The 20,202-nt window shown below is 53.3% G+C and carries 21 protein-coding genes and 1 other annotated feature; of the genes, 7 read left to right on the plus strand and 14 right to left on the minus strand.

The features are described from left to right. Positions 1-188: 188 nt before the first annotated feature. From clpB to rluD, 3 genes are all read right to left on the minus strand, one after another. Positions 189-2,774: an ATP-dependent chaperone ClpB gene (clpB, locus tag HP564_RS20000; protein ID WP_371245556.1), complete on the minus strand. Its 2,586-nt coding sequence runs from the start codon at positions 2,772-2,774 to the stop codon at positions 189-191. A 113-nt stretch (positions 2,775-2,887) separates the two neighbouring features. After that, the gene (yfiH, locus tag HP564_RS20005; protein WP_371245557.1) at positions 2,888-3,616 is read right to left on the minus strand and encodes a purine nucleoside phosphorylase YfiH; all 729 of its coding nucleotides are present in this window, start codon (positions 3,614-3,616) and stop codon (positions 2,888-2,890) included. Continuing rightward, complete coding sequence (gene rluD, locus HP564_RS20010; RefSeq protein ID WP_371245558.1) at positions 3,613-4,593, minus strand: 23S rRNA pseudouridine(1911/1915/1917) synthase RluD; 981 nt, start codon at positions 4,591-4,593, stop codon at positions 3,613-3,615. The genes yfiH and rluD overlap by 4 nt, the downstream gene beginning before the upstream one ends. A gap of 131 nt (positions 4,594-4,724) precedes the next feature. Between rluD and bamD the strand changes: the two genes are divergently transcribed. From bamD to pheA, 4 genes are all read left to right on the plus strand, one after another. Next, positions 4,725-5,459 carry an outer membrane protein assembly factor BamD gene (bamD, locus tag HP564_RS20015; RefSeq protein ID WP_371245559.1) on the plus strand — a complete coding sequence of 245 codons (735 nt, stop codon included), beginning with the start codon at positions 4,725-4,727 and terminating at the stop codon, positions 5,457-5,459. A 281-nt stretch (positions 5,460-5,740) separates the two neighbouring features. After that, positions 5,741-6,067: a ribosome-associated translation inhibitor RaiA gene (gene raiA, locus HP564_RS20020; protein WP_123801723.1), complete on the plus strand. Its 327-nt coding sequence runs from the start codon at positions 5,741-5,743 to the stop codon at positions 6,065-6,067. 96 nt (positions 6,068-6,163) lie between these two features. Beyond that, positions 6,164-6,288, plus strand: a sequence feature (Phe leader region). Further along, the gene (gene pheL, locus HP564_RS20025; protein ID WP_100703679.1) at positions 6,165-6,212 is read left to right on the plus strand and encodes a pheA operon leader peptide PheL; all 48 of its coding nucleotides are present in this window, start codon (positions 6,165-6,167) and stop codon (positions 6,210-6,212) included. It overlaps the preceding feature by 48 nt. Before the next feature lie 22 nt (positions 6,289-6,310). Continuing rightward, entirely contained in the window at positions 6,311-7,477 is a 1,167-nt protein-coding gene (pheA, locus tag HP564_RS20030) for a bifunctional chorismate mutase/prephenate dehydratase (protein ID WP_371245560.1), read from the plus strand. A gap of 33 nt (positions 7,478-7,510) precedes the next feature. On the opposite strand, the gene tyrA is transcribed toward pheA, so the two are convergent. Further along, entirely contained in the window at positions 7,511-8,632 is a 1,122-nt protein-coding gene (gene tyrA, locus HP564_RS20035; RefSeq protein WP_371245561.1) for a bifunctional chorismate mutase/prephenate dehydrogenase, read from the minus strand. 6 nt (positions 8,633-8,638) lie between these two features. Further along, the gene (locus tag HP564_RS20040) at positions 8,639-9,718 is read right to left on the minus strand and encodes a 3-deoxy-7-phosphoheptulonate synthase (protein ID WP_371245562.1); all 1,080 of its coding nucleotides are present in this window, start codon (positions 9,716-9,718) and stop codon (positions 8,639-8,641) included. Positions 9,719-9,998: 280 nt separating this feature from the next. Here HP564_RS20040 and HP564_RS20045 point away from each other — a divergent pair, with 280 nt between their 5' ends. Continuing rightward, the gene (locus HP564_RS20045) at positions 9,999-10,529 is read left to right on the plus strand and encodes a GNAT family N-acetyltransferase (RefSeq protein WP_371245563.1); all 531 of its coding nucleotides are present in this window, start codon (positions 9,999-10,001) and stop codon (positions 10,527-10,529) included. A gap of 68 nt (positions 10,530-10,597) precedes the next feature. Here the strand turns inward: HP564_RS20045 and rplS are convergent, their stop codons facing one another. From rplS to ffh, 5 genes are all read right to left on the minus strand, one after another. Beyond that, the gene (gene rplS / locus HP564_RS20050; protein WP_111141453.1) at positions 10,598-10,945 is read right to left on the minus strand and encodes a 50S ribosomal protein L19; all 348 of its coding nucleotides are present in this window, start codon (positions 10,943-10,945) and stop codon (positions 10,598-10,600) included. Positions 10,946-10,987: 42 nt separating this feature from the next. Then, positions 10,988-11,749 (minus strand): tRNA (guanosine(37)-N1)-methyltransferase TrmD, encoded by a 762-nt coding sequence (gene trmD / locus HP564_RS20055; RefSeq protein ID WP_371245564.1) that lies wholly within the window; start codon positions 11,747-11,749, stop codon positions 10,988-10,990. 35 nt (positions 11,750-11,784) lie between these two features. Beyond that, on the minus strand, positions 11,785-12,333 hold the full coding sequence (gene rimM, locus HP564_RS20060; protein WP_371245565.1) for a ribosome maturation factor RimM: 549 nt from the start codon (positions 12,331-12,333) through the stop codon (positions 11,785-11,787). Between the two features lie 18 nt (positions 12,334-12,351). Beyond that, a complete protein-coding gene (gene rpsP / locus HP564_RS20065; RefSeq protein WP_038624540.1) occupies positions 12,352-12,600 on the minus strand; it encodes a 30S ribosomal protein S16 in 249 nt (82 codons plus the stop codon). A 143-nt stretch (positions 12,601-12,743) separates the two neighbouring features. Next, positions 12,744-14,105, minus strand: a complete 1,362-nt coding sequence (gene ffh / locus HP564_RS20070; protein WP_371245566.1) for a signal recognition particle protein — start codon at positions 14,103-14,105, stop codon at positions 12,744-12,746. Between the two features lie 164 nt (positions 14,106-14,269). Between ffh and HP564_RS20075 the strand changes: the two genes are divergently transcribed. Together HP564_RS20075 and HP564_RS20080 are read left to right on the plus strand one after the other, a co-directional pair. After that, positions 14,270-15,067 (plus strand): inner membrane protein YpjD, encoded by a 798-nt coding sequence (locus HP564_RS20075; RefSeq protein WP_371245567.1) that lies wholly within the window; start codon positions 14,270-14,272, stop codon positions 15,065-15,067. Between the two features lie 18 nt (positions 15,068-15,085). Continuing rightward, complete coding sequence (locus HP564_RS20080; protein ID WP_371245568.1) at positions 15,086-16,372, plus strand: HlyC/CorC family transporter; 1,287 nt, start codon at positions 15,086-15,088, stop codon at positions 16,370-16,372. Positions 16,373-16,431: 59 nt separating this feature from the next. Here the strand turns inward: HP564_RS20080 and luxS are convergent, their stop codons facing one another. From luxS to yqaB, 4 genes are all read right to left on the minus strand, one after another. Continuing rightward, entirely contained in the window at positions 16,432-16,947 is a 516-nt protein-coding gene (luxS, locus tag HP564_RS20085; protein WP_371245569.1) for an S-ribosylhomocysteine lyase, read from the minus strand. A 148-nt stretch (positions 16,948-17,095) separates the two neighbouring features. Further along, positions 17,096-18,700, minus strand: a complete 1,605-nt coding sequence (gene gshA, locus HP564_RS20090) for a glutamate--cysteine ligase (protein ID WP_371245570.1) — start codon at positions 18,698-18,700, stop codon at positions 17,096-17,098. A gap of 31 nt (positions 18,701-18,731) precedes the next feature. Next, the gene (locus HP564_RS20095; RefSeq protein ID WP_371245571.1) at positions 18,732-19,160 is read right to left on the minus strand and encodes a YqaA family protein; all 429 of its coding nucleotides are present in this window, start codon (positions 19,158-19,160) and stop codon (positions 18,732-18,734) included. Next, complete coding sequence (gene yqaB, locus HP564_RS20100; protein ID WP_371245572.1) at positions 19,157-19,723, minus strand: fructose-1-phosphate/6-phosphogluconate phosphatase; 567 nt, start codon at positions 19,721-19,723, stop codon at positions 19,157-19,159. Before yqaB ends, HP564_RS20095 begins: the two co-directional genes overlap by 4 nt. Between the last annotated feature and the right edge of the window lie 479 nt (positions 19,724-20,202).

Genomic DNA, 20,202 nt, shown 5'->3' on the forward strand with positions numbered 1-20,202 from the left:
CCGCATTCCGTAAGCCGTTGTGCCGTGTCAGTGGAGGCGCATTATAGGGCGTTCTTTTGCGGTGACAAGTGCTAATTCAAACTTTTTTATCAACCGCTCACTTCCCAGGCGATACGCTGCAAAAACAGACAAAAAATCCTGTTTCTGCATAAAAAAACGGGCCCGAAGGCCCGTTTTACGCTTTTTGATTACTGATGAGCGACAATCTCGCCCTCTTTAACATCCATTTCGATGGTTTTACCCGGCACCAGCTCACCAGAAAGTATTTGCTGAGCCAACGGGTTTTCAATCTGCTGCTGTATGGCGCGTTTTAACGGACGTGCACCATAGACGGGATCGTAGCCATTCTCGCCCAGTAGCTTCAGCGCTTCGTCAGAGATGTGCAGCTGATAACCGCGATCGTCCAGACGTTTATAGAGGCGCTGCAGCTGAATCTGCGCAATGGACGCAATATGCTGTTCACCTAGCGGATGGAATACCACAACCTCATCAATACGGTTCACAAACTCCGGACGGAAGTGATGACCAACGACGTTCATTACGACATCTTTCATTTCGGCGTAGTTCAGTTCACCAAAGCGTTCCTGAATCAGATCGGATCCCAGATTTGATGTCATAATCACCACTGTATTACGGAAATCGACAGTGCGCCCCTGCCCGTCAGTCAGACGACCATCGTCCAGCACCTGCAACAGGATATTAAAGACATCCGGATGAGCTTTCTCCACCTCATCCAGCAGAATGACGGAGTAAGGACGACGACGAACGGCTTCTGTCAGATACCCCCCCTCTTCATAACCCACGTAGCCCGGAGGTGCACCAACCAGACGCGACACGGCATGTTTTTCCATAAACTCGGACATGTCGATACGCACCATCGCGTCGTCGCTGTCGAACAGGAAATTAGCCAGCGCCTTGCAGAGTTCAGTTTTACCCACGCCGGTTGGACCGAGGAACAGGAATGAACCGATCGGACGGTTCGGATCCGAAAGCCCTGCCCGACTACGGCGAATCGCGTTCGATACGGCTTCAACCGCTTCGTTCTGACCAATCACGCGGGCGTGCAGATCCTGCTCCATGCGCAGCAGCTTGTCGCGTTCGCCTTCCATCATGCGCGCCACCGGGATACCGGTCCAGCGAGCCAGCACGTCAGCAATCTCAACGTCGGTCACGCGGTTGCGCAGCAGCTTCATCGTCTTGCCTTCGGACTGGGTCGCTGCCGCCAGCTGTTTTTCCAGCGCCGGAATTTTGCCATATTGCAGCTCCGACATCTGGGCCAGATCGCCAACGCGTCGCGCCTGCTCCAGCGACAGTCGCGCCTGTTCCAGTTCCGCTTTTATATTCTGCGTGCCAGAGAGCGACGCTTTCTCTGCTTTCCACTCCTCTTCCAGCTCAGCATATTCACGCTCTTTCTGGTTGAGCTCGGTTTCCAGCATCTCCAGACGCTTGAGGCTGGCGTCATCAGATTCTTTTTTCAGCGCCTGCTGCTCCAGCTTCAGCTGGATAATGCGGCGCTCAAGGCGATCCAGCGATTCCGGCTTAGAGTCGATCTGCAGACGAATACTGGAGGCCGCCTCATCAATCAGGTCAATGGCTTTGTCCGGCAACTGGCGATCGGCAATGTAGCGGTGCGACAGGGTCGCCGCAGCCACAATCGCCGGATCCGTGATCTGTACATGATGATGCAGCTCATAGCGTTCTTTCAGGCCTCGCAGAATAGCGATGGTATCTTCAACGCCCGGCTCGGCTACATAAACTTTCTGGAAGCGGCGCTCCAGCGCTGCATCCTTCTCAATGTACTGACGATATTCATCAAGAGTGGTAGCCCCTACGCAGTGCAATTCGCCGCGCGCCAGCGCCGGTTTCAGCATATTACCAGCATCCATTGCACCGTCAGCTTTACCGGCACCCACCATGGTATGCAACTCATCGATAAACAGGATGACATTACCCTCCTGTTTAGCCAGATCGTTGAGCACACCTTTTAAGCGCTCTTCAAATTCACCGCGGTATTTTGCGCCGGCCACCAGCGCACCCATATCCAGCGCCAGCACGCGACGCCCTTTAAGCCCTTCCGGCACTTCGCCATTAATAATGCGCTGCGCCAGGCCTTCGACAATCGCCGTTTTACCGACGCCAGGTTCACCAATAAGTACCGGGTTATTTTTAGTCCGGCGTTGCAATACCTGGATGGTACGGCGAATTTCTTCATCACGGCCTATGACCGGATCAAGTTTGCCCTGCTCTGCACGCTCCGTCAGGTCAATGGTGTATTTCTTTAACGCCTGGCGCTGATCTTCAGCCCCTTGATCGTTCACGTTGTCTCCTCCGCGCAGCTGTTCAATCGCTTTGGTCAGCTTATCCGTGGTTGCACCGGCCGCTTTAAGCAGATCGGCTAAAGAGCCACGTGAGTCCAGGGCCGCCAGAACAAAAAGCTCAGATGAAATGAAATTGTCGCCGCGCTTCTGCGCCAGCTTGTCGCACAGATTCAGTACGCGTACCAAATCGGCAGAAGGCTGAACATCGCCTTCGCTACCCTCAACCTGAGGCAGGCGATTAATCGCTTGTTCGACGCCATTGCGTAAAGCAGCAACATCAACGCCTGCCGCAGTTAATAAAGGACGAACAGATCCGCCTTCCTGATTGAGCAATGCGCTCATCAGATGCAGAGGTTCAATAAATTGGTTGTCGTGTCCCAGAGCAAGGGACTGCGCGTCGGCAAGGGCCAGTTGGAATTTGTTGGTAAGACGATCCAGACGCATGATTCCTCCCATTACAGGTCAAAATGCTACTGGAGATTAAAATGAGGTCATCCCTCAAATTTTCAAGGTTAATGACCTGTACCCTGAGCAAAAAATCCGCTACTGGATCGTCTTGTGGCGTAAGGTTATCCCAGCCAAATTAAAGAAGCCATACGCCCGGTGGTGCCGTCGCGTCGGAAGGAGAAAAATTCGCCACTTTCATGAAAGGTGCAGCGTCGGCTTACGCTGACAGAGTTAACGCCTGCCGCCTGTAAGCGCTGCTGCGCCAGCAGCCAGATATCGGCGAAATACTTCCCCCCTGCTGGACGAAACGCCTGCTGCGCACGGGTATCTGTTGCCATAAAAGCCGAGCGGACTTCGCTGCCGACTTCAAATGCGTCGGGACCAATAGCCGGACCCAGCCAGGCGTGTATCTGGCTCACAGGTGCTGAAAACTGCGCCAGCGTATTTTCCAGCACGCCAGCACATAACCCGCGCCAGCCCGCATGCGCCGCAGCCACTTCTTTTCCATCCGCGCTGCAAAACAGCACCGGCAGGCAATCTGCTGTCATCACAGCACAGACGATGCCCGGATCAGAGGTAATAGCGGCATCAGCCTGCAATATTCCTGCCTGTGCCGCTGGCAGACGGACCACATCGGTACCGTGAACCTGATCCAGCCAGCGTGGCATCTGAGGCAAACCGGCTTCGACCACCAGCCGTTGTCGGTTAGTGGCGACGTGCGCCGGATTGTCTCCCACATGCCCGCCAAGATTAAGCGCATCCCAGGGGGGCACGCTGATCCCGCCGCAGCGTAGCGTAGAGCACGCGCGAACGTTAACAGGCGCGGGCCACTCCGGCAAAATCAGATTCATAGCCAGTCCAGCCGATCGCGGAACTCATCCGTATCCGCTTTCAGTGCGTCGATCAGATCAACCATGTCCTGCGGCAGCGGTGCATGCCACTCCATTTCGATTCCGGTAATCGGATGGTAAAGACGCAGCATCGTTGCATGCAGTGCCTGACGATCGAAAGCGCGTAGCGTGGCAATAAACCCTTCCGACGCCCCTTTCGGCGGGCGTGGACGGCCACCGTAGAGCGGATCGCCTACCAGCGGATGGTTAATATGAGACATATGCACGCGAATCTGATGCGTTCGGCCGGTTTCAAGGCGCAGACGCAGACGCGTATGGGCGCGGAAGTGCTCCATAATACGGTAGTGTGTTACCGCAGGTTTCCCCATCGGATGCACGGCCATATGGGTACGTTTGGTGGAGTGGCGGCTGATAGGCTCTTCCACCGTACCGCCCGCCGTCATGGTGCCGATCGCCACCGCCTCATACTCACGCGTAATTTCACGCAGCTGCAGCGTCTCGACCAGATGGGTCTGAGCCGGAACGGTTTTCGCCACCACCATCAGGCCAGTCGTATCTTTATCCAGGCGATGCACAATACCTGCGCGCGGCACATCGGCAATCGCAGGATAGTGATAAAGCAGCGCATTCAGCACAGTCCCATCGGGATTACCTGCGCCGGGGTGCACAACCAGATCGCGCGGTTTATTGATCACCAGAATATCGTCATCTTCGTAAACGATATTCAGCGGGATGTTTTGCGCTTCCCAGCGCTGCTCTTCTTCTATTTCTGCATCAATAGCGACACGTTCGCCGCCCAGGACTTTCTCTTTCGGTTTATCGACGATTGCGCCGTTAACGCTGACGCGCCGATCAAGGATCCACTCTTTTATGCGCGAGCGTGAATAATCAGGGAACAATTCCGCCAAAGTTTGATCTAAGCGTTGTCCCAGCTGCGCTTCGGAGACCGTTGCGGTGAGTTGAACTTGTTGTGCCATATACAGCTTCTTCGTTAACGTTGGGTTTTCACGGCGATGCCGTTTAATATAATGTGCTATCGTACCTGGTCATTACCGGGAGCTATACGGACAGCTTCCGCCATAACAAATTTGAGGATAACCATTTCGTCATGACGCGTATGAAATATCTGGTGGCTGCTGCCACACTGAGTCTGGCCCTTGTGGGTTGTTCCAGCTCAAAGGACACAGTACCGGACAGCCCGCCTTCCGAAATCTACGCTACCGCTCAGGAAAAGCTGCAGGACGGTAACTTTAAAGCGGCGATTAAGCAACTGGAAGCGCTGGACAACCGTTATCCTTTTGGTCCCTATTCTCAGCAGGTACAGCTGGATTTGATCTATGCCTACTACAAAAACGCTGACTTGCCTTTAGCCCAGGCCGCTATCGATCGCTTTATGCGTCTTAACCCGACTCACCCGAATATCGACTACGTCATCTATATGCGTGGCCTGACGGATATGGCGCTGGACGATTCTGCGCTGCAGGGCTTTTTTGGCGTTGACCGCTCCGATCGCGATCCCACCCATGCCCGTGACGCATTTCGCGACTTCTCTCAGCTGTTACGCAACTATCCCAACAGCCAGTACGCAGCCGATGCACAAAAACGTCTGGTCTATCTGAAAGATCGCCTGGCGAAATATGAACTCTCGGTGGCGCAATTCTATACCAAGCGTGAAGCTTATGTCGCGGTTGTTAACCGTGTTGAAGGCATGATGCGCGACTATCCAGACACGCAGGCAACCCGAGACGCGCTGCCGCTGATGGAAAACGCCTATCGCAACCTCCAGCTGAATGCAGAAGCAGATAAAGTGGCGAAGATTATTGCCGCAAACAGCGCCAGCTAATCTCTGCTGTCCTCTGCACCGGAAATGAAAAAGCAGCCGTAAAAGGCTGCTTTTTTATGGATGAAAAACCAACAAAAGTTTGATTTCACCACTGGGCTAACCTGACTATAATGCGCCACAGCGATATCGGGTTCAACCTCTTTCCGCTTACATCCCGGCCTTTCTCGCAAATAAGTGCCATTGACAAAAAGTGACATTTTTTTGTGATCAAAATCACACATTTTACCGCTCAGCACGTTATTCTGGACCTACCCAGACGGAAATGACAGAGAGGTAGACCTATGATTCTGAACATTACCAGTAAGCAAATGGAAATCACCGCGGCCATCCGCGACCATGTCGAAGACCGTCTCGCCAAGCTGGAAAAATGGCAAGCTCATCTGATAAATCCGCACATTGTCCTGTCTAAAGCGCCAAAAGAATTTGTGGCAGACGCCACCATTAACACGCCAAATGGCACGCTTGTTGCCAGCGCTAAGCACGAGGATATGTATACCGCAATTAATGACCTCATTGGCAAGCTTGAGCGTCAGCTGAACAAAGTTCAGCACAAGCCGGAAGCCCGTCGGGCCGCGACCAGCGTGAAAGCCTTCACGCCTGCCACCTGACTCTCAGTTTTGACTAACGCGCCTGCGGGCGCGTTTTTTATTGACAGTCTTAAATCAGTGCGGGTACTCTCGAATCACTTTTTGAATGGACACCACAATGAAACATCTACCGTTTTTCTTCGCTTTCTTTTTTACCTTCCCCTGACTGGGAGGCAATTCGTCGTGTGAAAACGAAAGCGAAGACGAACAACAAAGCCTCCCAACCGGGAGGCTTTTTTATTGGACAGCTTACAGGTGAGCCTTATGAATCCCGATAATCCCTTGCTGGCGCTGCGCGATAAAATCAGCGCGGTTGATGAAAAACTGCTGACGCTGCTGGCGGAGCGTCGTGCGCTGGCCGTAAAAGTGGCTGAAGCTAAACTGGCCACCCATCGGCCTATTCGCGACACTGAACGCGAGCGTGCGCTGCTTGAGCATTTGATCGTGCTCGGACAGAAACACCAGCTGGACGCGCACTATATTACGCGGCTGTTTCAGCAGATTATCGAGGATTCTGTTCTGACACAGCAGGCTCTGCTACAGAAAAACCTTAATCATGCACATGCACTGGCAGCGCGTATTGCCTTTCTTGGTCCAAAAGGTTCCTATTCACACCTTGCCGCACGCCACTATGCCGCGCGCCACTTCGATAATATGGTCGAAATTGGCTGCCTGAAATTTCAGGACATCATTCGTCAGGTTGAGAATGGTCAGGCTGACTATGCGGTTCTGCCTATAGAGAATACCAGCTCCGGTGCTATCAACGACGTGTACGATCTGTTACAGCAGACAAATCTTTCCATTGTTGGCGAACTGACGCAGCCTATCGATCACTGCGTACTGGTTACTGGCGGCACCGATCTGCGACAGATCGAAACCGTTTATAGTCATCCTCAGCCCTTCCAGCAGTGCAGCCAGTTTATTAGTCGCTTCCCTCACTGGAAGATTGAATATACCGAGAGCACCGCTGCGGCAATGGAAAAGGTTGCAGCGCTGAACTCCCCTAAAGCCGCCGCCCTGGGCAGCGAAGCCGGCGGGGCGCTTTATCAGCTACAGGTACTGGATCGCAATCTGGCAAATCAGCAGCAAAACCATACGCGCTTTATTGTGCTGGCGCGCAAAGCGATTGCCGTTTCCGATCAGGTTCCGGCGAAAACAACACTGCTGTTGGCCACCGGTCAACAGGCGGGCGCGCTGGTAGAGGCTTTGCTGGTGCTACGTCAGCATAACCTGATCATGAGTAAGCTGGAATCGCGTCCCATCAACGGCAATCCGTGGGAAGAGATGTTCTACATTGATGTACAGGGCAATCTGGAATCAGAAAACATGCAGCAGGCGCTACAGGAGTTGCAGGCGCTGACCCGTATGCTGAAGGTGCTGGGCTGTTACCCGAGCGAGAATGTTGTGGCAGTGGAGCCACGCGGCGAATAAAAGAAACGGCATCCTGCGGGATGCCGTTCTGTTTTATGGACGGCTGTCGCTAGCAGAGCGCAGCAGGCTGCGGCTTTCAACCATAAAACGTTTAGCGTGATCGCCAAACCAGTGTTCTACGCGATTGAAACTGTCGATGAAAGCCTGCTTATCCCCCTGCTCCAGCAGATTAATCGCCTCACCGAAACGCTGATAGTAACGTTTGATAAGCGCAATATTGCTTTCCGAAGACATGATGATATCGGCATAGAGCTGGGGATCCTGCGCAAACAGACGCCCTACCATCGCCAGCTCCAGACGATAAATCGGTGACGAGAGTGCAAGCAACTGATCAAGATTGACGTTCTCTTCTGCCAGATGCAGTCCATAGGCAAAAGTGGCAAAGTGACGCAGCGCCTGAATAAAGGCCATATTTTGATCGTGCTCAACCGCACTGATGCGATGCAGCCGCGCGCCCCACACCTGAATCTGCTCCAGAAACCACTGATAGGCCTCAGGCTGGCGTCCGTCACACCACACCACCACCTGTTTTGCCAGGCTGCCGCTGTCAGGGCCGAACATCGGATGCAGGCCAAGTACCGGGCCAGCGTGCGCCGCAAGCATCGCCTGCAGCGGGCGGTTTTTGACTGAAGCCAGGTCAACCAGAATACAATCTTCCGGCAGCGGCGGGAGCTGAGCGATAACCTGCTCTGTAAGATGGATCGGCACGCTGATAATGACCATACCGGCATCGCTTAACAGCGACGCTGCGGCATCCCAGTCATCTTTATCCAGCGATTTCACGCTGTAGCCAGATAATGTCAGCATACGCGCGAACAAGCTGCCCATCTGCCCTTTCCCCCCAACGATGACCACCGGGCGCAGCGCTGGGTTAAGCGTTTTAAAGCCCTTGTCATTTTCGCTGGTGTAAGACTCACGCATTACGCGGCGCAGCACGTCTTCAATCAGATCGGGCGGTACGCCGAGCGCTTCGGCCTCTTTGCGGCGTGAGGCCAGCATTGACGCTTCACGCTCTGGAACATAGATAGGCAGGCCATAGCGGCTTTTTACTTCACCTACCTCTGCCACCAGTTCCAGCCGCTTAGCCAGTAAATCCAGCAGCGCTTTATCGACAGTATCAATTTGATCGCGTAACGCGGTCAGTTCAGCCACCATTGCTCATTACACCTCGTGTGACAGACGCGCCGACAGTACCTCTTGCAGATCCTGATGCATATCGCGCAGCAGCGTTTCGGTGCTTTCCCAGTTGATGCAGGCATCGGTAACGGAAACACCATACTTCATGTCGCTGCGCGGCTGCTCGGAAGATTGATTGCCTTCATTGATGTGGCTCTCCAGCATCAGGCCAATAATCGAGCGGTTACCATCTTTAATCTGGGCAATCGCCGATTCGGCGACGCCGGGCTGGCGGCGGTAGTCTTTGTTAGAATTGCCATGGCTGCAATCTATCATCAAGGCCGGGCGCAGTCCCGCTTTGAGCATCTCTTTTTCACATTGCGCAACGTCTTCCGGACCGTAGTTAGGGGCTTTGCCGCCGCGTAAAATGACATGACCGTCCGGATTGCCCTGCGTTTGCAGCAGACATACCTGGCCTGCCTGATTGATACCGACAAAACGATGAGGCATCGCTGCAGCGCGCATGGCGTTGATGGCAGTACCCAGGCTACCGTCGGTGCCATTTTTGAAACCAACCGGCATTGAAAGGCCAGACGCCATCTCACGGTGAGTTTGTGATTCAGTGGTGCGCGCGCCGATTGCCGACCAGCTGAAGAGATCGCCGAGGTATTGTGGGCTGTTGGGATCGAGCGCTTCAGTCGCCAGCGGCAGGCCCATTTCAACCAGATTCACCAGCAACTGACGCGCAATATGCAGGCCCGCTTCCATATCAAACGAGTTATCCATAAAGGGATCGTTGATCAACCCTTTCCAGCCAACGGTGGTGCGGGGTTTTTCAAAATAGACGCGCATAACGATATACAGCTGATCCTTCAGCTGGTCAGAGAGATCTTTCAGGCGACGAGCATAATCGAGCGCAGCTTCAGTGTCATGGATTGAACAGGGACCACATACCACCAGCAGACGCGGATCGCGGCCGGCGATGATATCGGAAATAGTCTGGCGTGACGCAGCAATCTGCGCTTCCTGCTGGGCGTTCAGCGGAAACTTTGCCTTGAGTTCTTCTGGGGTGATCAAAATCTGTTCATCGGCAATGTGAACATTATTCAGCGCGTCTTTTTGCATGGCTACGATCCTTTTTTCCTCGTTAAGCGGTTAATGATCCTCTGACAGGATGAAAGGCACTTTAACACAGAACGTAAAACAAGCAATCCATAGATGTACACTTTTATTACCATGGAAATAAATAGCGAACGCATTTAATTATAATTAATATAAATTTCAATTACATATTTATATAAATCGCAAAAACCACTGCAAGAGCAATGTAAAATAAAATTTACACCGCACTTTTGGCAATCGCCTGTTACGCTTTGTTCATCCTCTCTTTTTTATCAGGTATCTTATGGCTCTTCCGGTTCGCTTGCGCCCCTTCACTTCCGCTGATATTCCTGGATTTACCGCTGCCGTTAATGCCTCGCTGGATACGCTGCAGCCCTGGATGGTGTGGGCGCATCCAGACTATCAGCCTGAAGAAGCGGCGGGCTGGATCGCTTTTACGCAGCAGCAGAGAGCGAATGGCGAGGCGGAAGAGTTCGCCATCGTTGACGAGCGGGATCGTTTGCTGGGCGGTGCCGGGATCCGCTTTGCCCGTGAAGCGGGCCAGTTCGCTGCGCTGGGATACTGGGTGCGCAGCGATATGCAGCGACAAGGGGTCGCCAGCCGCGCCGTTGCGCTGCTGCTTGAGATGGGATTTACGCGGCCAGAAATAAAGATCATTGAAATTCTTGCGGCGGAAGAGAACCGTGCCAGCCGTGCGGTGGCGGAGCGCTGCGGCGCACGCTTTATCGGTATGCGCTACGGCTTAATCGTGCTTGAGAGCGGACCGGTGAATACCGCCATTTATCACCTGCATCGTCCGGAAGCACAGGCATAAAAAAAGGGGCTGGCATCACGCCAACCCCTTGTTTGCTATTAACTTTTAGATGTCGCGTTAGCGATACCTTAGTTAAGACGCTCTTTGATACGAGCTGACTTACCAGTACGCTCACGCAGGTAGTACAGTTTGGCTTTACGCACAGCACCACGACGTTTGACAGCAATGCTGTCGATGACCGGAGAGTGAGTCTGGAAGACACGCTCAACGCCTTCGCCGTTAGAAATCTTACGAACAGTGAATGCAGAGTGCAGACCGCGGTTACGAATAGCGATAACCACGCCCTCGAATGCCTGCAGACGTTTCTTAGAACCTTCAACGACCCATACTTTCACTTCCACGGAATCACCCGGGCGGAAGGAAGGTACGTCCTGTTTCATCTGCTCTTGTTCAAGTTGCTTGATAATGTTGCTCATAATTAAATCTCTTATCCTGGGTAAACTGATAGTCGCGGGAGATTACTCAACCGCCTCATCGTTTTGTTGCTGATGTTCCAGCTGGAACGCTTTCAACAACCTTGCTTGCTCTTCAGTCAGAGCCAGGTTTTCCAGAAGTTCAGGTCTTCTTAGCCAGGTACGGCCCAGCGACTGTTTCAGGCGCCAGCGGCGAATCTCTGCATGGTTGCCGGACAGTAATACTGCCGGTACATCCTTGCCTTCCAGCACTTCAGGTCGGGTATAGTGCGGGCAGTCCAGCAAACCATCAGAGAACGAATCCTCTTCGGCCGACGCCTGCTTGCCCAGTACACCGGGAATTAACCGGGCGACTGAATCAATCATCGTCATTGCTGGCAGCTCACCGCCGCTGAGCACATAATCGCCGATTGACCATTCTTCATCAATTTCGGTCTGAATGACGCGCTCATCAATACCTTCATAACGACCGCAAACCAGAATTAACTTCTGCTGCGTCGCCAGTTCGCAAACGCCCTGTTGGTCGAGTTTGCGCCCCTGAGGTGACAGATAGATCACCCTGGCCCCCTCTCCCGCCGCCGCTTTCGCTGCGTGGATTGCATCCCGTAAGGGCTGCACCATCATCAGCATTCCCGGCCCGCCGCCGTATGGACGATCGTCCACCGTACGGTGCCGGTCGTGAGCAAAGTCGCGAGGACTCCAGCTCTCGATGCTGAGCAGGCCATTTTTTACTGCCCGGCCAGTTACCCCGTAATCGGTAATAGCGCGAAACATCTCTGGAAACAGGCTAATAACACCAATCCACATCGTATTCGCCGTTACGTTACCTTGTGATTCGAGGATCAAAAACCAGGATCCCAGTCTACTTCAATGACGCCAGTAGCGAGATCGACTTTCTTGATAACCTGTTCATCAAGAAACGGTATTAACCGTTCCTTCACACCGAATGCATCTTTCAGGTTTGCCTTAACGACGAGAACGTCGTTCGAGCCGGTTTCCATCAAATCAATGACTTTCCCCATCTCATAACCATCAACGTTAACGACCTGGAGGCCCATAAGGTCTTTCCAGTAGTAGTCGCCATCGTTCAGTTCCGGCAGCTGCGCTGAGTCAACGGTAATTTCGCAATTGGTTAACTGTGTCGCCGCGTCCCGATCGTCAATGCCTTTGACTTTGATGATCAGGTCCTGATTGTGGTGCCGCCAACTTTCCAGTTCGACCAGCTGCCATTTACCGGCGCGCTGGATAAACCAGGGTTGGTAGTCAAAGATACTTTCGGCCGCTTCGGTGGAGGAAAACACTTTGAGCCAGCCACGAATGCCGTAGGCACCGCCCATCTTGCCCAAAACGAGGGGCTTAACAGGAGGCTTTGCGGCAGGTTCTTTGCTCATGCTCACCACCGTGACAGATTAAGCTGCTTTTTTTGCTTCTTTGATCAGCGCGTTAACGCGATCAGAAAGCGTTGCGCCCTGGCCAACCCAGTGCTCGATGCGGTCCAGATCCAGACGCAGAGTTTCAGCCTGACCAGAAGCGATCGGGTTGAAGAAGCCTACGCGCTCGATGAAACGACCGTTACGTGCATTGCGGCTGTCAGTGACGACGACCTGATAAAACGGACGCTTTTTCGCGCCGTGACGTGCCAAACGAATTGTTACCATAACATCCTCTTCAGTTAATAAAACAACCGGGCCCCATCGAGGAACGGGGCCCGGTTGCTGTATAAAAAGCCCGAAAATTTTACTCATTTCGGCGCAAAAAGCAACCTGTGAGCGCAACCTTTCGAGCTTTTCTTGCCAGACGCTTAGCGTCCGGGGAATCCTGGCGGCATCATGCCTTTCATACTGCGCATCATTTTCGCCATACCGCCCTTCTTCATTTTCTTCATCATGCGCTGCATGTCGTCGAACTGCTTGAGCAGGCGGTTAACGTCCTGCACCTGCATGCCAGCACCGGTGGCGATACGCCGCTTACGTGAGCCTTTAATGATTTCAGGCTTCTCACGCTCTTTACGCGTCATGGAGTTAATAATCGCCTCCATACGCACCAGCACTTTATCATCCATCTGCGACTTTACGTTGTCCGGCAGTTGGCCCATGCCCGGCAGTTTGCCCATCAGACTCGCCATACCGCCCATATTGCGCATCTGCTTAAGCTGTTCAAGAAAGTCGTTGAGGTCGAAGCCGTCACCGGTTTTTAACTTTTTCGCCAGCTTTTCAGCCTGATCGCGATCAACCTTGCTCTCGATATCCTCAATCAGCGAGAGGACGTCGCCCATGCCGAGAATACGAGATGCGATACGGTCGGGATAGAACGGCTCAAGGGCTTCGGTCTTTTCACCGACACCCATAAATTTGATAGGTTTACCAGTAATGTGACGAATGGAGAGCGCTGCACCGCCGCGCGCATCACCGTCAACCTTGGTCAGGATAACACCCGTGAGCGGCAGCGCTTCGTTAAAGGCCTTTGCCGTATTCGCCGCATCCTGACCCGTCATGGCATCGACCACAAACAGCGTTTCGACCGGATTAATCGCGGCGTGTACCTGTTTGATCTCGTCCATCATTGCTTCGTCAACGTGCAGACGACCGGCGGTATCCACCAGCAGCACATCATAGAACTGAAGCTTTGCTTCTTTCAGCGCGTGCTTAACAATATCAACCGGCTTCTGGCTCAGGTCGGATGGACAAAAGTCGACACCAACCTGCTGTGCCAGAGTTTCAAGCTGTTTGATCGCCGCCGGGCGGTAAACGTCAGCGGAGACAACCAGCACTTTCTTTTTGTGCTTCTCACGCAGGAACTTACCCAGTTTGCCGACGCTGGTGGTTTTACCTGCACCCTGCAGGCCCGCCATCAGCACCACAGCCGGTGGCTGGGCAGCGAGATTCAGCGCGTTGTTCTCTGCGCCCATCGCCGCAACCAGTTCATTGCGAACGATTTTGATGAACTCCTGACCTGGCGTCAGGCTTTTGTTAACATCATGGCCCACCGCGCTCTCTTTGACGCGGTTGATAAACTCGCGCACCACTGGCAGCGCAACGTCGGCTTCCAGCAGCGCCATGCGCACTTCGCGCAGCGTGTCTTTGATGTTGTCTTCGGTCAGCCTTCCGCGGCCGCTGATATTGCGCAGGGTTTGCGACAAACGATCGGTTAAATTATCAAACATTGTCTCTCACTCAAAAAAATCGCGAGGCGCCTGACAGGCACAATGCGGCGGATTATAACACGAAGCGAAAACGATCTCTGCAATTGCGCCTCAGATCGGTTGGAGGCGGCTTCCGCTGGCGCTATACTGCCCTTTTCCTTTATCTGACTGACCTGTAAGGATCTATGTCCGTTTTCTCGCTTCTGGCGCTGTTTGCCTACTCCCTGAGTCTTGCACTGATCATTCCCAGCCTGTTGAAACGCAACAGCGGATGGCGACGGATGGCGGTGATTTCCGCATGCGTCGCGCTGGTGGCGCACGCCGCGGCGTTGCAGCAGCGGATCTTTGCCGTCGACAGCGGACAGAACCTTAGCCTGCTGAATATCGGCTCGCTGGTTAGTCTGCTTATCTGCGCCATTATGACCATTGTTGCCTCGCGCAATCGCGGCTGGCTGCTGCTTCCAATCGTCTATAGCTTTGCGCTGATCAATCTGGCGTTCGCCACCTTTGTGCCTAACGCCTTTATTACCCACCTCGAAACCACCCCGGGGATGATGATCCATATTGGCCTGTCGCTGTTTGCCTATGCGACGTTGATCATTGCGGCTCTCTATGCGCTCCAGCTGGCCTGGATCGACTATCAGCTGAAACATAAAAAGCTGGCCTTTACCCAGGATATGCCGCCGCTGCTGAGCATTGAACGCAAAATGTTTCATATCACCCAGGTTGGCGTAGTGCTGCTCACGCTGGTGCTCTGCACTGGCCTGTTCTATATGCATAACCTGTTCAGTGCCGAGAACATCGATAAGGCGGTCCTCTCTATTCTTGCCTGGTTCGTCTATATCGTTTTGCTTTGGGGGCACTATCATGAAGGCTGGCGCGGTCGTCGCGTGGTGTGGTTTAACTGTGGCGGTGCCCTGCTGCTGACCATGGCCTATTTTGGCAGCCGTGTCTTGCAGCACCTGCTTACTCACTCGTCTTAATCAAAAGGAAGTTCTGCGTTGGAACAGGTTTCAACCACCACCCTGATCATTATTTTATTCGTGATGGTACTGGTTTCCGCCTGGTTCGCCGGGTCGGAAACCGGCATGATGACGCTTAACCGCTATAAGCTGCGTCACCAGGCCAAAAACGGCAGCCGGGCCGCACGCCGGGTGGAGAAGCTGCTGCGCCGGCCCGATCGTCTGCTCAGCCTGGTGCTGATTGGTAATAACCTGGTCAATATTCTGGCTTCCGCGCTGGCTACGATTGTGGGGATGCGTCTGCACGGGGATGAAGGCGTTGCCGTGGCTACCGGTATTCTCACTTTTGTTGTGCTGGTCTTCGCGGAAGTCCTGCCAAAAACCGTGGCGGCGCTCTATCCGGAACGCGTTGCTTTTCCCAGCAGCCTGCTGCTCGGCCCGCTACAAATCATCATGTCGCCACTGGTATGGCTGCTTAACACCATCACGCGCATTCTGATGCGCATGGTCGGTATCAAAACCGAGGGCACGACCAGCTCGGCGCTGAGCAAAGAGGAACTGCGCACCATTGTTTATGAGTCACGCAGCCTGATGTCGCGTCGTAATCAGGACATGCTGCTGTCGGTACTGGATCTGGAAAAAGTGGGCGTTGATGACATTATGGTGCCGCGCAACGAGATTGTGGGTATCAATATCAACGATGACTGGAAGTCGGTGATGCGCCAGCTCAGCCATTCGCCGCATGGCCGTATCGTACTTTTCCGTGACTCACTCGACGATTGCGTCGGTATGCTTCGCGTGCGTGAAGCCTGGCGTACCATGACCGAAAAGAAAGAGTTCAACAAAGAGACGCTGCTGCGCGCGGCTGATGAGATTTATTACGTGCCGGAAGGCACGCCGCTGAATATTCAGCTGGTAAAGTTTCAGCGCAACAAGAAAAAAGTGGGTCTGGTTGTCGATGAATATGGTGATATTAAAGGACTGGTCACCATCGAAGATATTCTTGAAGAGATTGTCGGCGACTTTACCACCTCAATGTCGCCCACGCTGGCGGAAGAAGTGATGCCGCAGAACGATGGTTCAGTGCTGGTCGAAGGCAGTGCTAACGTGCGGGAAATCAATAAGGCGTTTAACTGGCATCTGCCAGAGCAGGAGGCGCGCACCATTAACGGCATGCTGCTGGAAGCGCTGGAGGAGATTCCGGAAATCAATACTCGCGTAGAAGTATCGAACTATGCCGTCGATATTCTGGACGTGCAGGATAATATGGTGAAGCAGGTTCGCATTACGCCGCAGACGCCGCTGAAAACCTCCGTAGGGTCCTGACGTTAGCAGATAAAAAAACGCCGCAGCAATGCGGCGTTTTTTTGTGGTCAGAGCGACAGCTAGATATGCAGTTCCTGCAACTTTTCTTGCGGCAGCTTCAGATCTTCATTGCGGTTAACGCCAATCTCATGTGCAAGCACATTACGCGCGATCTGCTGCGCCTCGTCCAGCGAGTGCAGCTTGTAGCTTCCACACTGATATTCATTCAGCTCAGGGATCTGGTTTTGATCCTTCACCTTCAGAACGTCTTCCATTGCCCCTTTCCAGGCGCTGGCGACGCGCTGCTCGTCAGGCGTACCAATCAGGCTCATATAGAAGCCAGTGCGGCATCCCATCGGGGAAATATCAACGATTTCGACGCCATCACCGTTAAGGTGGTTACGCATGAAGCCAGCAAACAGATGCTCGAGCGTATGGATACCGCGCTCGGTCAGGATCTCTTTGTTTGGACGGCAAAAACGCAGGTCAAAAACGGTGATAGTATCGCCATGCGGAGTTTTCATGGTCTTTGCAACACGCACTGCGGGCGCGGCCATGATGGTATGGTCAACGGTAAAACTGTCCAGTAGTGGCATACGTCACCTCCTGTTTTGAAATTTTTTTATAAACGATGAAACTTTTCTGTTCGCCCAGCGTCTGAATATATGAAAGACGCGCATTTGTTATCATCATCCCTGACAACAGAGATGTTAATTTGGCCACATTGATGTGGCCTTTTTCTTTTTAACCTTCGCGACCGGCGAGATAAGCTTCAAAATCGAGCGTATCGCTCTCTTCCAGCTGCTTCTGCTTCGCCACGGACTCCAGCGCCTGACGTGTGAAGTCTTCCTCGCTTACGACTTCCAGTGACTCCTCGCAGAGCATGTGTCGATACTGTTCCGCCAGCGCAATTCCGGTACCTGCCACGCCATTCTCTTTAATCGCATGCAGAATACGCGCCGAATAGGTTAGCTCAGGATCGTCAAAGGACGCTACCAGTTGATCGCACACCTGTTGATATTGCGTACTGCCCTGATTGCTGTCGAGCACTTCGGCCACTCGATGCAGATCGGCAAACAGCGCTTTGCCCACCTCAACCAGCGAATGCTCGGTTTCACTGCAGCCTACCGAAATTTTCTGATTTGGCTTGCGTCCTTCAAGTACTACACGGTTCCAGTTTTTGCGGCTACAGAGCAGCTCATCTGCGCTCATTTCCGGCGCATCGGCCAGCGTACACCAGATCAGGAACAGGTCGAGGAAGCGTACCTGGTTTGCATCAACACCAATAGCAGAGAAGGGGTTAATATCGAGCGAGCGCACTTCAATATACTCAATGCCGCCACGCAGCAGCGCATCAGACGGCGCTTCCCCGGAACGAGTTACGCGCTTCGGACGGATCGGCGCGTACAGCTCATTCTCGATTTGCAACACGTTGGTATTGAGCTGAAGCCAGTTGCCACTCGCGTCTTTGGTGCCCATAGCGGCGTACTCATCTGACGGCGTTTTGATTGCGGCTTTCAGCGCTTTAACATATCCGTCCAGCGAGTTAAACGTAATGCCAAGGCCGCTCTGGGACTTGTTGGTATAGCCCAGATCGCTCAGGCGCAGCGAGGTGGCATACGGCAACCACAGCGAATCTTTACCATCGGTTTCAAACGGCAGCTTGCTCTCACGCCCCTGCAGGAAGCTTGAGCTTATCGCTGGCGAGGCGCCGAACAGATAGGGAATAACCCAGCCAAAACGGTAGTAGTTACGGATAAGGCGCAGATAGCCAGCAGAAATGGTCTCTTTGCCGCTCTCCGCATCTTTTACGTCTGCCCACTCTTGCCAGAAGCTCAGCGGCAGCGAAAAGTTATAGTGGATGCCTGAGATAGTCTGCATCAGCGCGCCGTAGCGATTTTTTAGCCCCTGGCGATAGAGCGTCTTCATGCGGCCAACGTTAGAACTGCCGTACTGCGCCAGTTCAATTTTATCGGCATCATCGATCAGGCAGGGCATGCTAAATGGCCACATGCGCTCGTCGCCTAATTCTCTGGCAACATGGCGATGGATATCACGCAGGAATGACAGCATGTGGTCGATATTTTGATCCACTGGGGTAATGAATTCGAGCAGTGTTTCGGCAAAATCAGTGGTAATCCAGTCATGCTTAAGCGCCGATCCCAACGTATCAGGATGACCACTTTCAGCCAGATGACCATCGGGCTTTACGCGCAGCGTTTCACGTTCAATGCCGCGACCAATACCTTTCAGGGCATTGGGATGCGCCTCCAGCCAGGAGAGCGCTTTGGATACGTCCGGGATCACATTAACCTCCCGCTGGGACAGTAATTTATTTTTGTTCAGCATAATGTTAACCCTAGCCTCGAATCTGTGCGAATCAATGCCACCATTGCATGCCCTGTAAGGTGACTATCGCGATAAAGATATAACGCAGCGTTTTTCCGACGGCGAGAAACAGCAGGGCTGGAAGCCAGGCAAAGCGCAACCATCCCGCGAGCACGCAGAGCAGGTCGCCAATTACCGGTAGCCAGCTCAACAACAGCGCAGCAGGTCCCAGTCGGTGTAACCACGTTATTGCTGTGTCATGCCATCGCCCCTGCCGTTTTAACGGCAGCAAGCGACCAAGAAAAATATTGGTTAAGCCGCCCAGCGTATTGCCCACTGATGCAGCGACAATCAATCCAAAAACGGAAGCCTTTTGGGCTACCAGTAACGCAATCAGCAGTGCTTCCGAACTCCCGGGTAACAGGGTAGCGCTGAGAAAACTGCTGCCAGACAGAGAAACAAGCGCCAGAAGGTCACTCACAACAGACGCACATCAACCACATCCATACCGGCCGCTTTCGCCGCCTGCACGCCAAAATCGGCGTCTTCAAACACCACGCAGCGCGTTGGATCGACGCCCATCAGCGCTGCACAGCGTAAAAACGTATCGGGTTCAGGTTTATGACGCTCAACGTCATCAGCGCCTACCACAGCGGTAAAGAGCTCACGCACGCCGAGCTGATTGAGCAGCGCATCAGCCATGCTGTATTCACTGCCTGTGCCGACCGCCATAGGACGCCGACCGTAATACGCTTTCACCACGTCCATTAGCGGAAGCGGCCTGACGTTTTCCAGCAGCATGGCCCTGACCGCTTCGGTCTTTTCTGCGGCAAGCTGATGTGGGTCGTGAGAAGACTGATTTGTTTCAATAATGAACTGCGCAAGTCGCCAGCTGGGCGCGCCATTGAAACCAACCATCTGTGATTCGTCTAACGTCAGTCCATGTCGACCCAGTACCTGATGCCACGCTTTTCGATGTGTCGGCTCGGTATCTAAAATTGTGCCGTCCATATCGAAAATCAGTGCGTCATATTGATCGTACATCGTCTCTCCGGACATCCAGCAAATGAGCCATTACTTTAGCGTAATGTGCAGAAGTTGTCGCCAGGGTGGATGAACAGCAAATGCTTTGAAAGCATTAGCAATTTTTCTTTTCAGAAAAAGGTGATCGCGCGAATCCGGGATTAATTGCCGGAAATTTCAGTGGCTTTGCGTTTTGATGGAGGCAGAAATGTTAAGCGTCTTGCGAGGGTAAAGTGTGTTGAACGAAGCTGTTGAGATGGTGCTGCCGGGATAAAGCGGGCATCCGGAAAAGGCTATACGCTCTGCCAGACTGGGGAACCTGGATTAAAAAAGATGTAGTTGAAAGGATAACCTGATTTTCGCCTCGTTTTCCTGGCGAAATCACTGGCCTGTCACAGCCGGGGGAAGAGGCATATTTCCTGAGATGGTGCATCCGGGAGGATTCGAACCTCCGACCGCTCGGTTCGTAGCCGAGTACTCTATCCAGCTGAGCTACGGAT

Origin of the sequence: Pantoea sp. KPR_PJ (genome assembly GCF_041386365.1) — a bacterium.
Lineage (GTDB): Bacteria > Pseudomonadota > Gammaproteobacteria > Enterobacterales > Enterobacteriaceae > Pantoea.

Excerpts from the sequence above, each read along its gene's own strand:
- rpsP (WP_038624540.1), bottom strand. The coding sequence starts at position 12,600 with ATGGTAACAATTCGTTTGGCACGTCACGGCGCGAAAAAGCGTCCGTTT.
- gshA (WP_371245570.1), bottom strand. The coding sequence starts at position 18,700 with ATGCTGAACAAAAATAAATTACTGTCCCAGCGGGAGGTTAATGTGATC.
- clpB (WP_371245556.1), bottom strand. The coding sequence starts at position 2,774 with ATGGGAGGAATCATGCGTCTGGATCGTCTTACCAACAAATTCCAACTG.
- HP564_RS20040 (WP_371245562.1), bottom strand. The coding sequence starts at position 9,718 with ATGCAAAAAGACGCGCTGAATAATGTTCACATTGCCGATGAACAGATT.
- ffh (WP_371245566.1), bottom strand. The coding sequence starts at position 14,105 with ATGTTTGATAATTTAACCGATCGTTTGTCGCAAACCCTGCGCAATATC.
- HP564_RS20075 (WP_371245567.1), top strand. The coding sequence starts at position 14,270 with ATGTCCGTTTTCTCGCTTCTGGCGCTGTTTGCCTACTCCCTGAGTCTT.
- tyrA (WP_371245561.1), bottom strand. The coding sequence starts at position 8,632 with ATGGTGGCTGAACTGACCGCGTTACGCGATCAAATTGATACTGTCGAT.
- luxS (WP_371245569.1), bottom strand. The coding sequence starts at position 16,947 with ATGCCACTACTGGACAGTTTTACCGTTGACCATACCATCATGGCCGCG.
- yfiH (WP_371245557.1), bottom strand. The coding sequence starts at position 3,616 with ATGAATCTGATTTTGCCGGAGTGGCCCGCGCCTGTTAACGTTCGCGCG.
- trmD (WP_371245564.1), bottom strand. The coding sequence starts at position 11,749 with ATGTGGATTGGTGTTATTAGCCTGTTTCCAGAGATGTTTCGCGCTATT.
- rluD (WP_371245558.1), bottom strand. The coding sequence starts at position 4,593 with ATGGCACAACAAGTTCAACTCACCGCAACGGTCTCCGAAGCGCAGCTG.
- HP564_RS20045 (WP_371245563.1), top strand. The coding sequence starts at position 9,999 with ATGGCTCTTCCGGTTCGCTTGCGCCCCTTCACTTCCGCTGATATTCCT.
- rplS (WP_111141453.1), bottom strand. The coding sequence starts at position 10,945 with ATGAGCAACATTATCAAGCAACTTGAACAAGAGCAGATGAAACAGGAC.
- yqaB (WP_371245572.1), bottom strand. The coding sequence starts at position 19,723 with ATGTACGATCAATATGACGCACTGATTTTCGATATGGACGGCACAATT.
- pheA (WP_371245560.1), top strand. The coding sequence starts at position 6,311 with ATGAATCCCGATAATCCCTTGCTGGCGCTGCGCGATAAAATCAGCGCG.
- rimM (WP_371245565.1), bottom strand. The coding sequence starts at position 12,333 with ATGAGCAAAGAACCTGCCGCAAAGCCTCCTGTTAAGCCCCTCGTTTTG.
- bamD (WP_371245559.1), top strand. The coding sequence starts at position 4,725 with ATGACGCGTATGAAATATCTGGTGGCTGCTGCCACACTGAGTCTGGCC.
- raiA (WP_123801723.1), top strand. The coding sequence starts at position 5,741 with ATGATTCTGAACATTACCAGTAAGCAAATGGAAATCACCGCGGCCATC.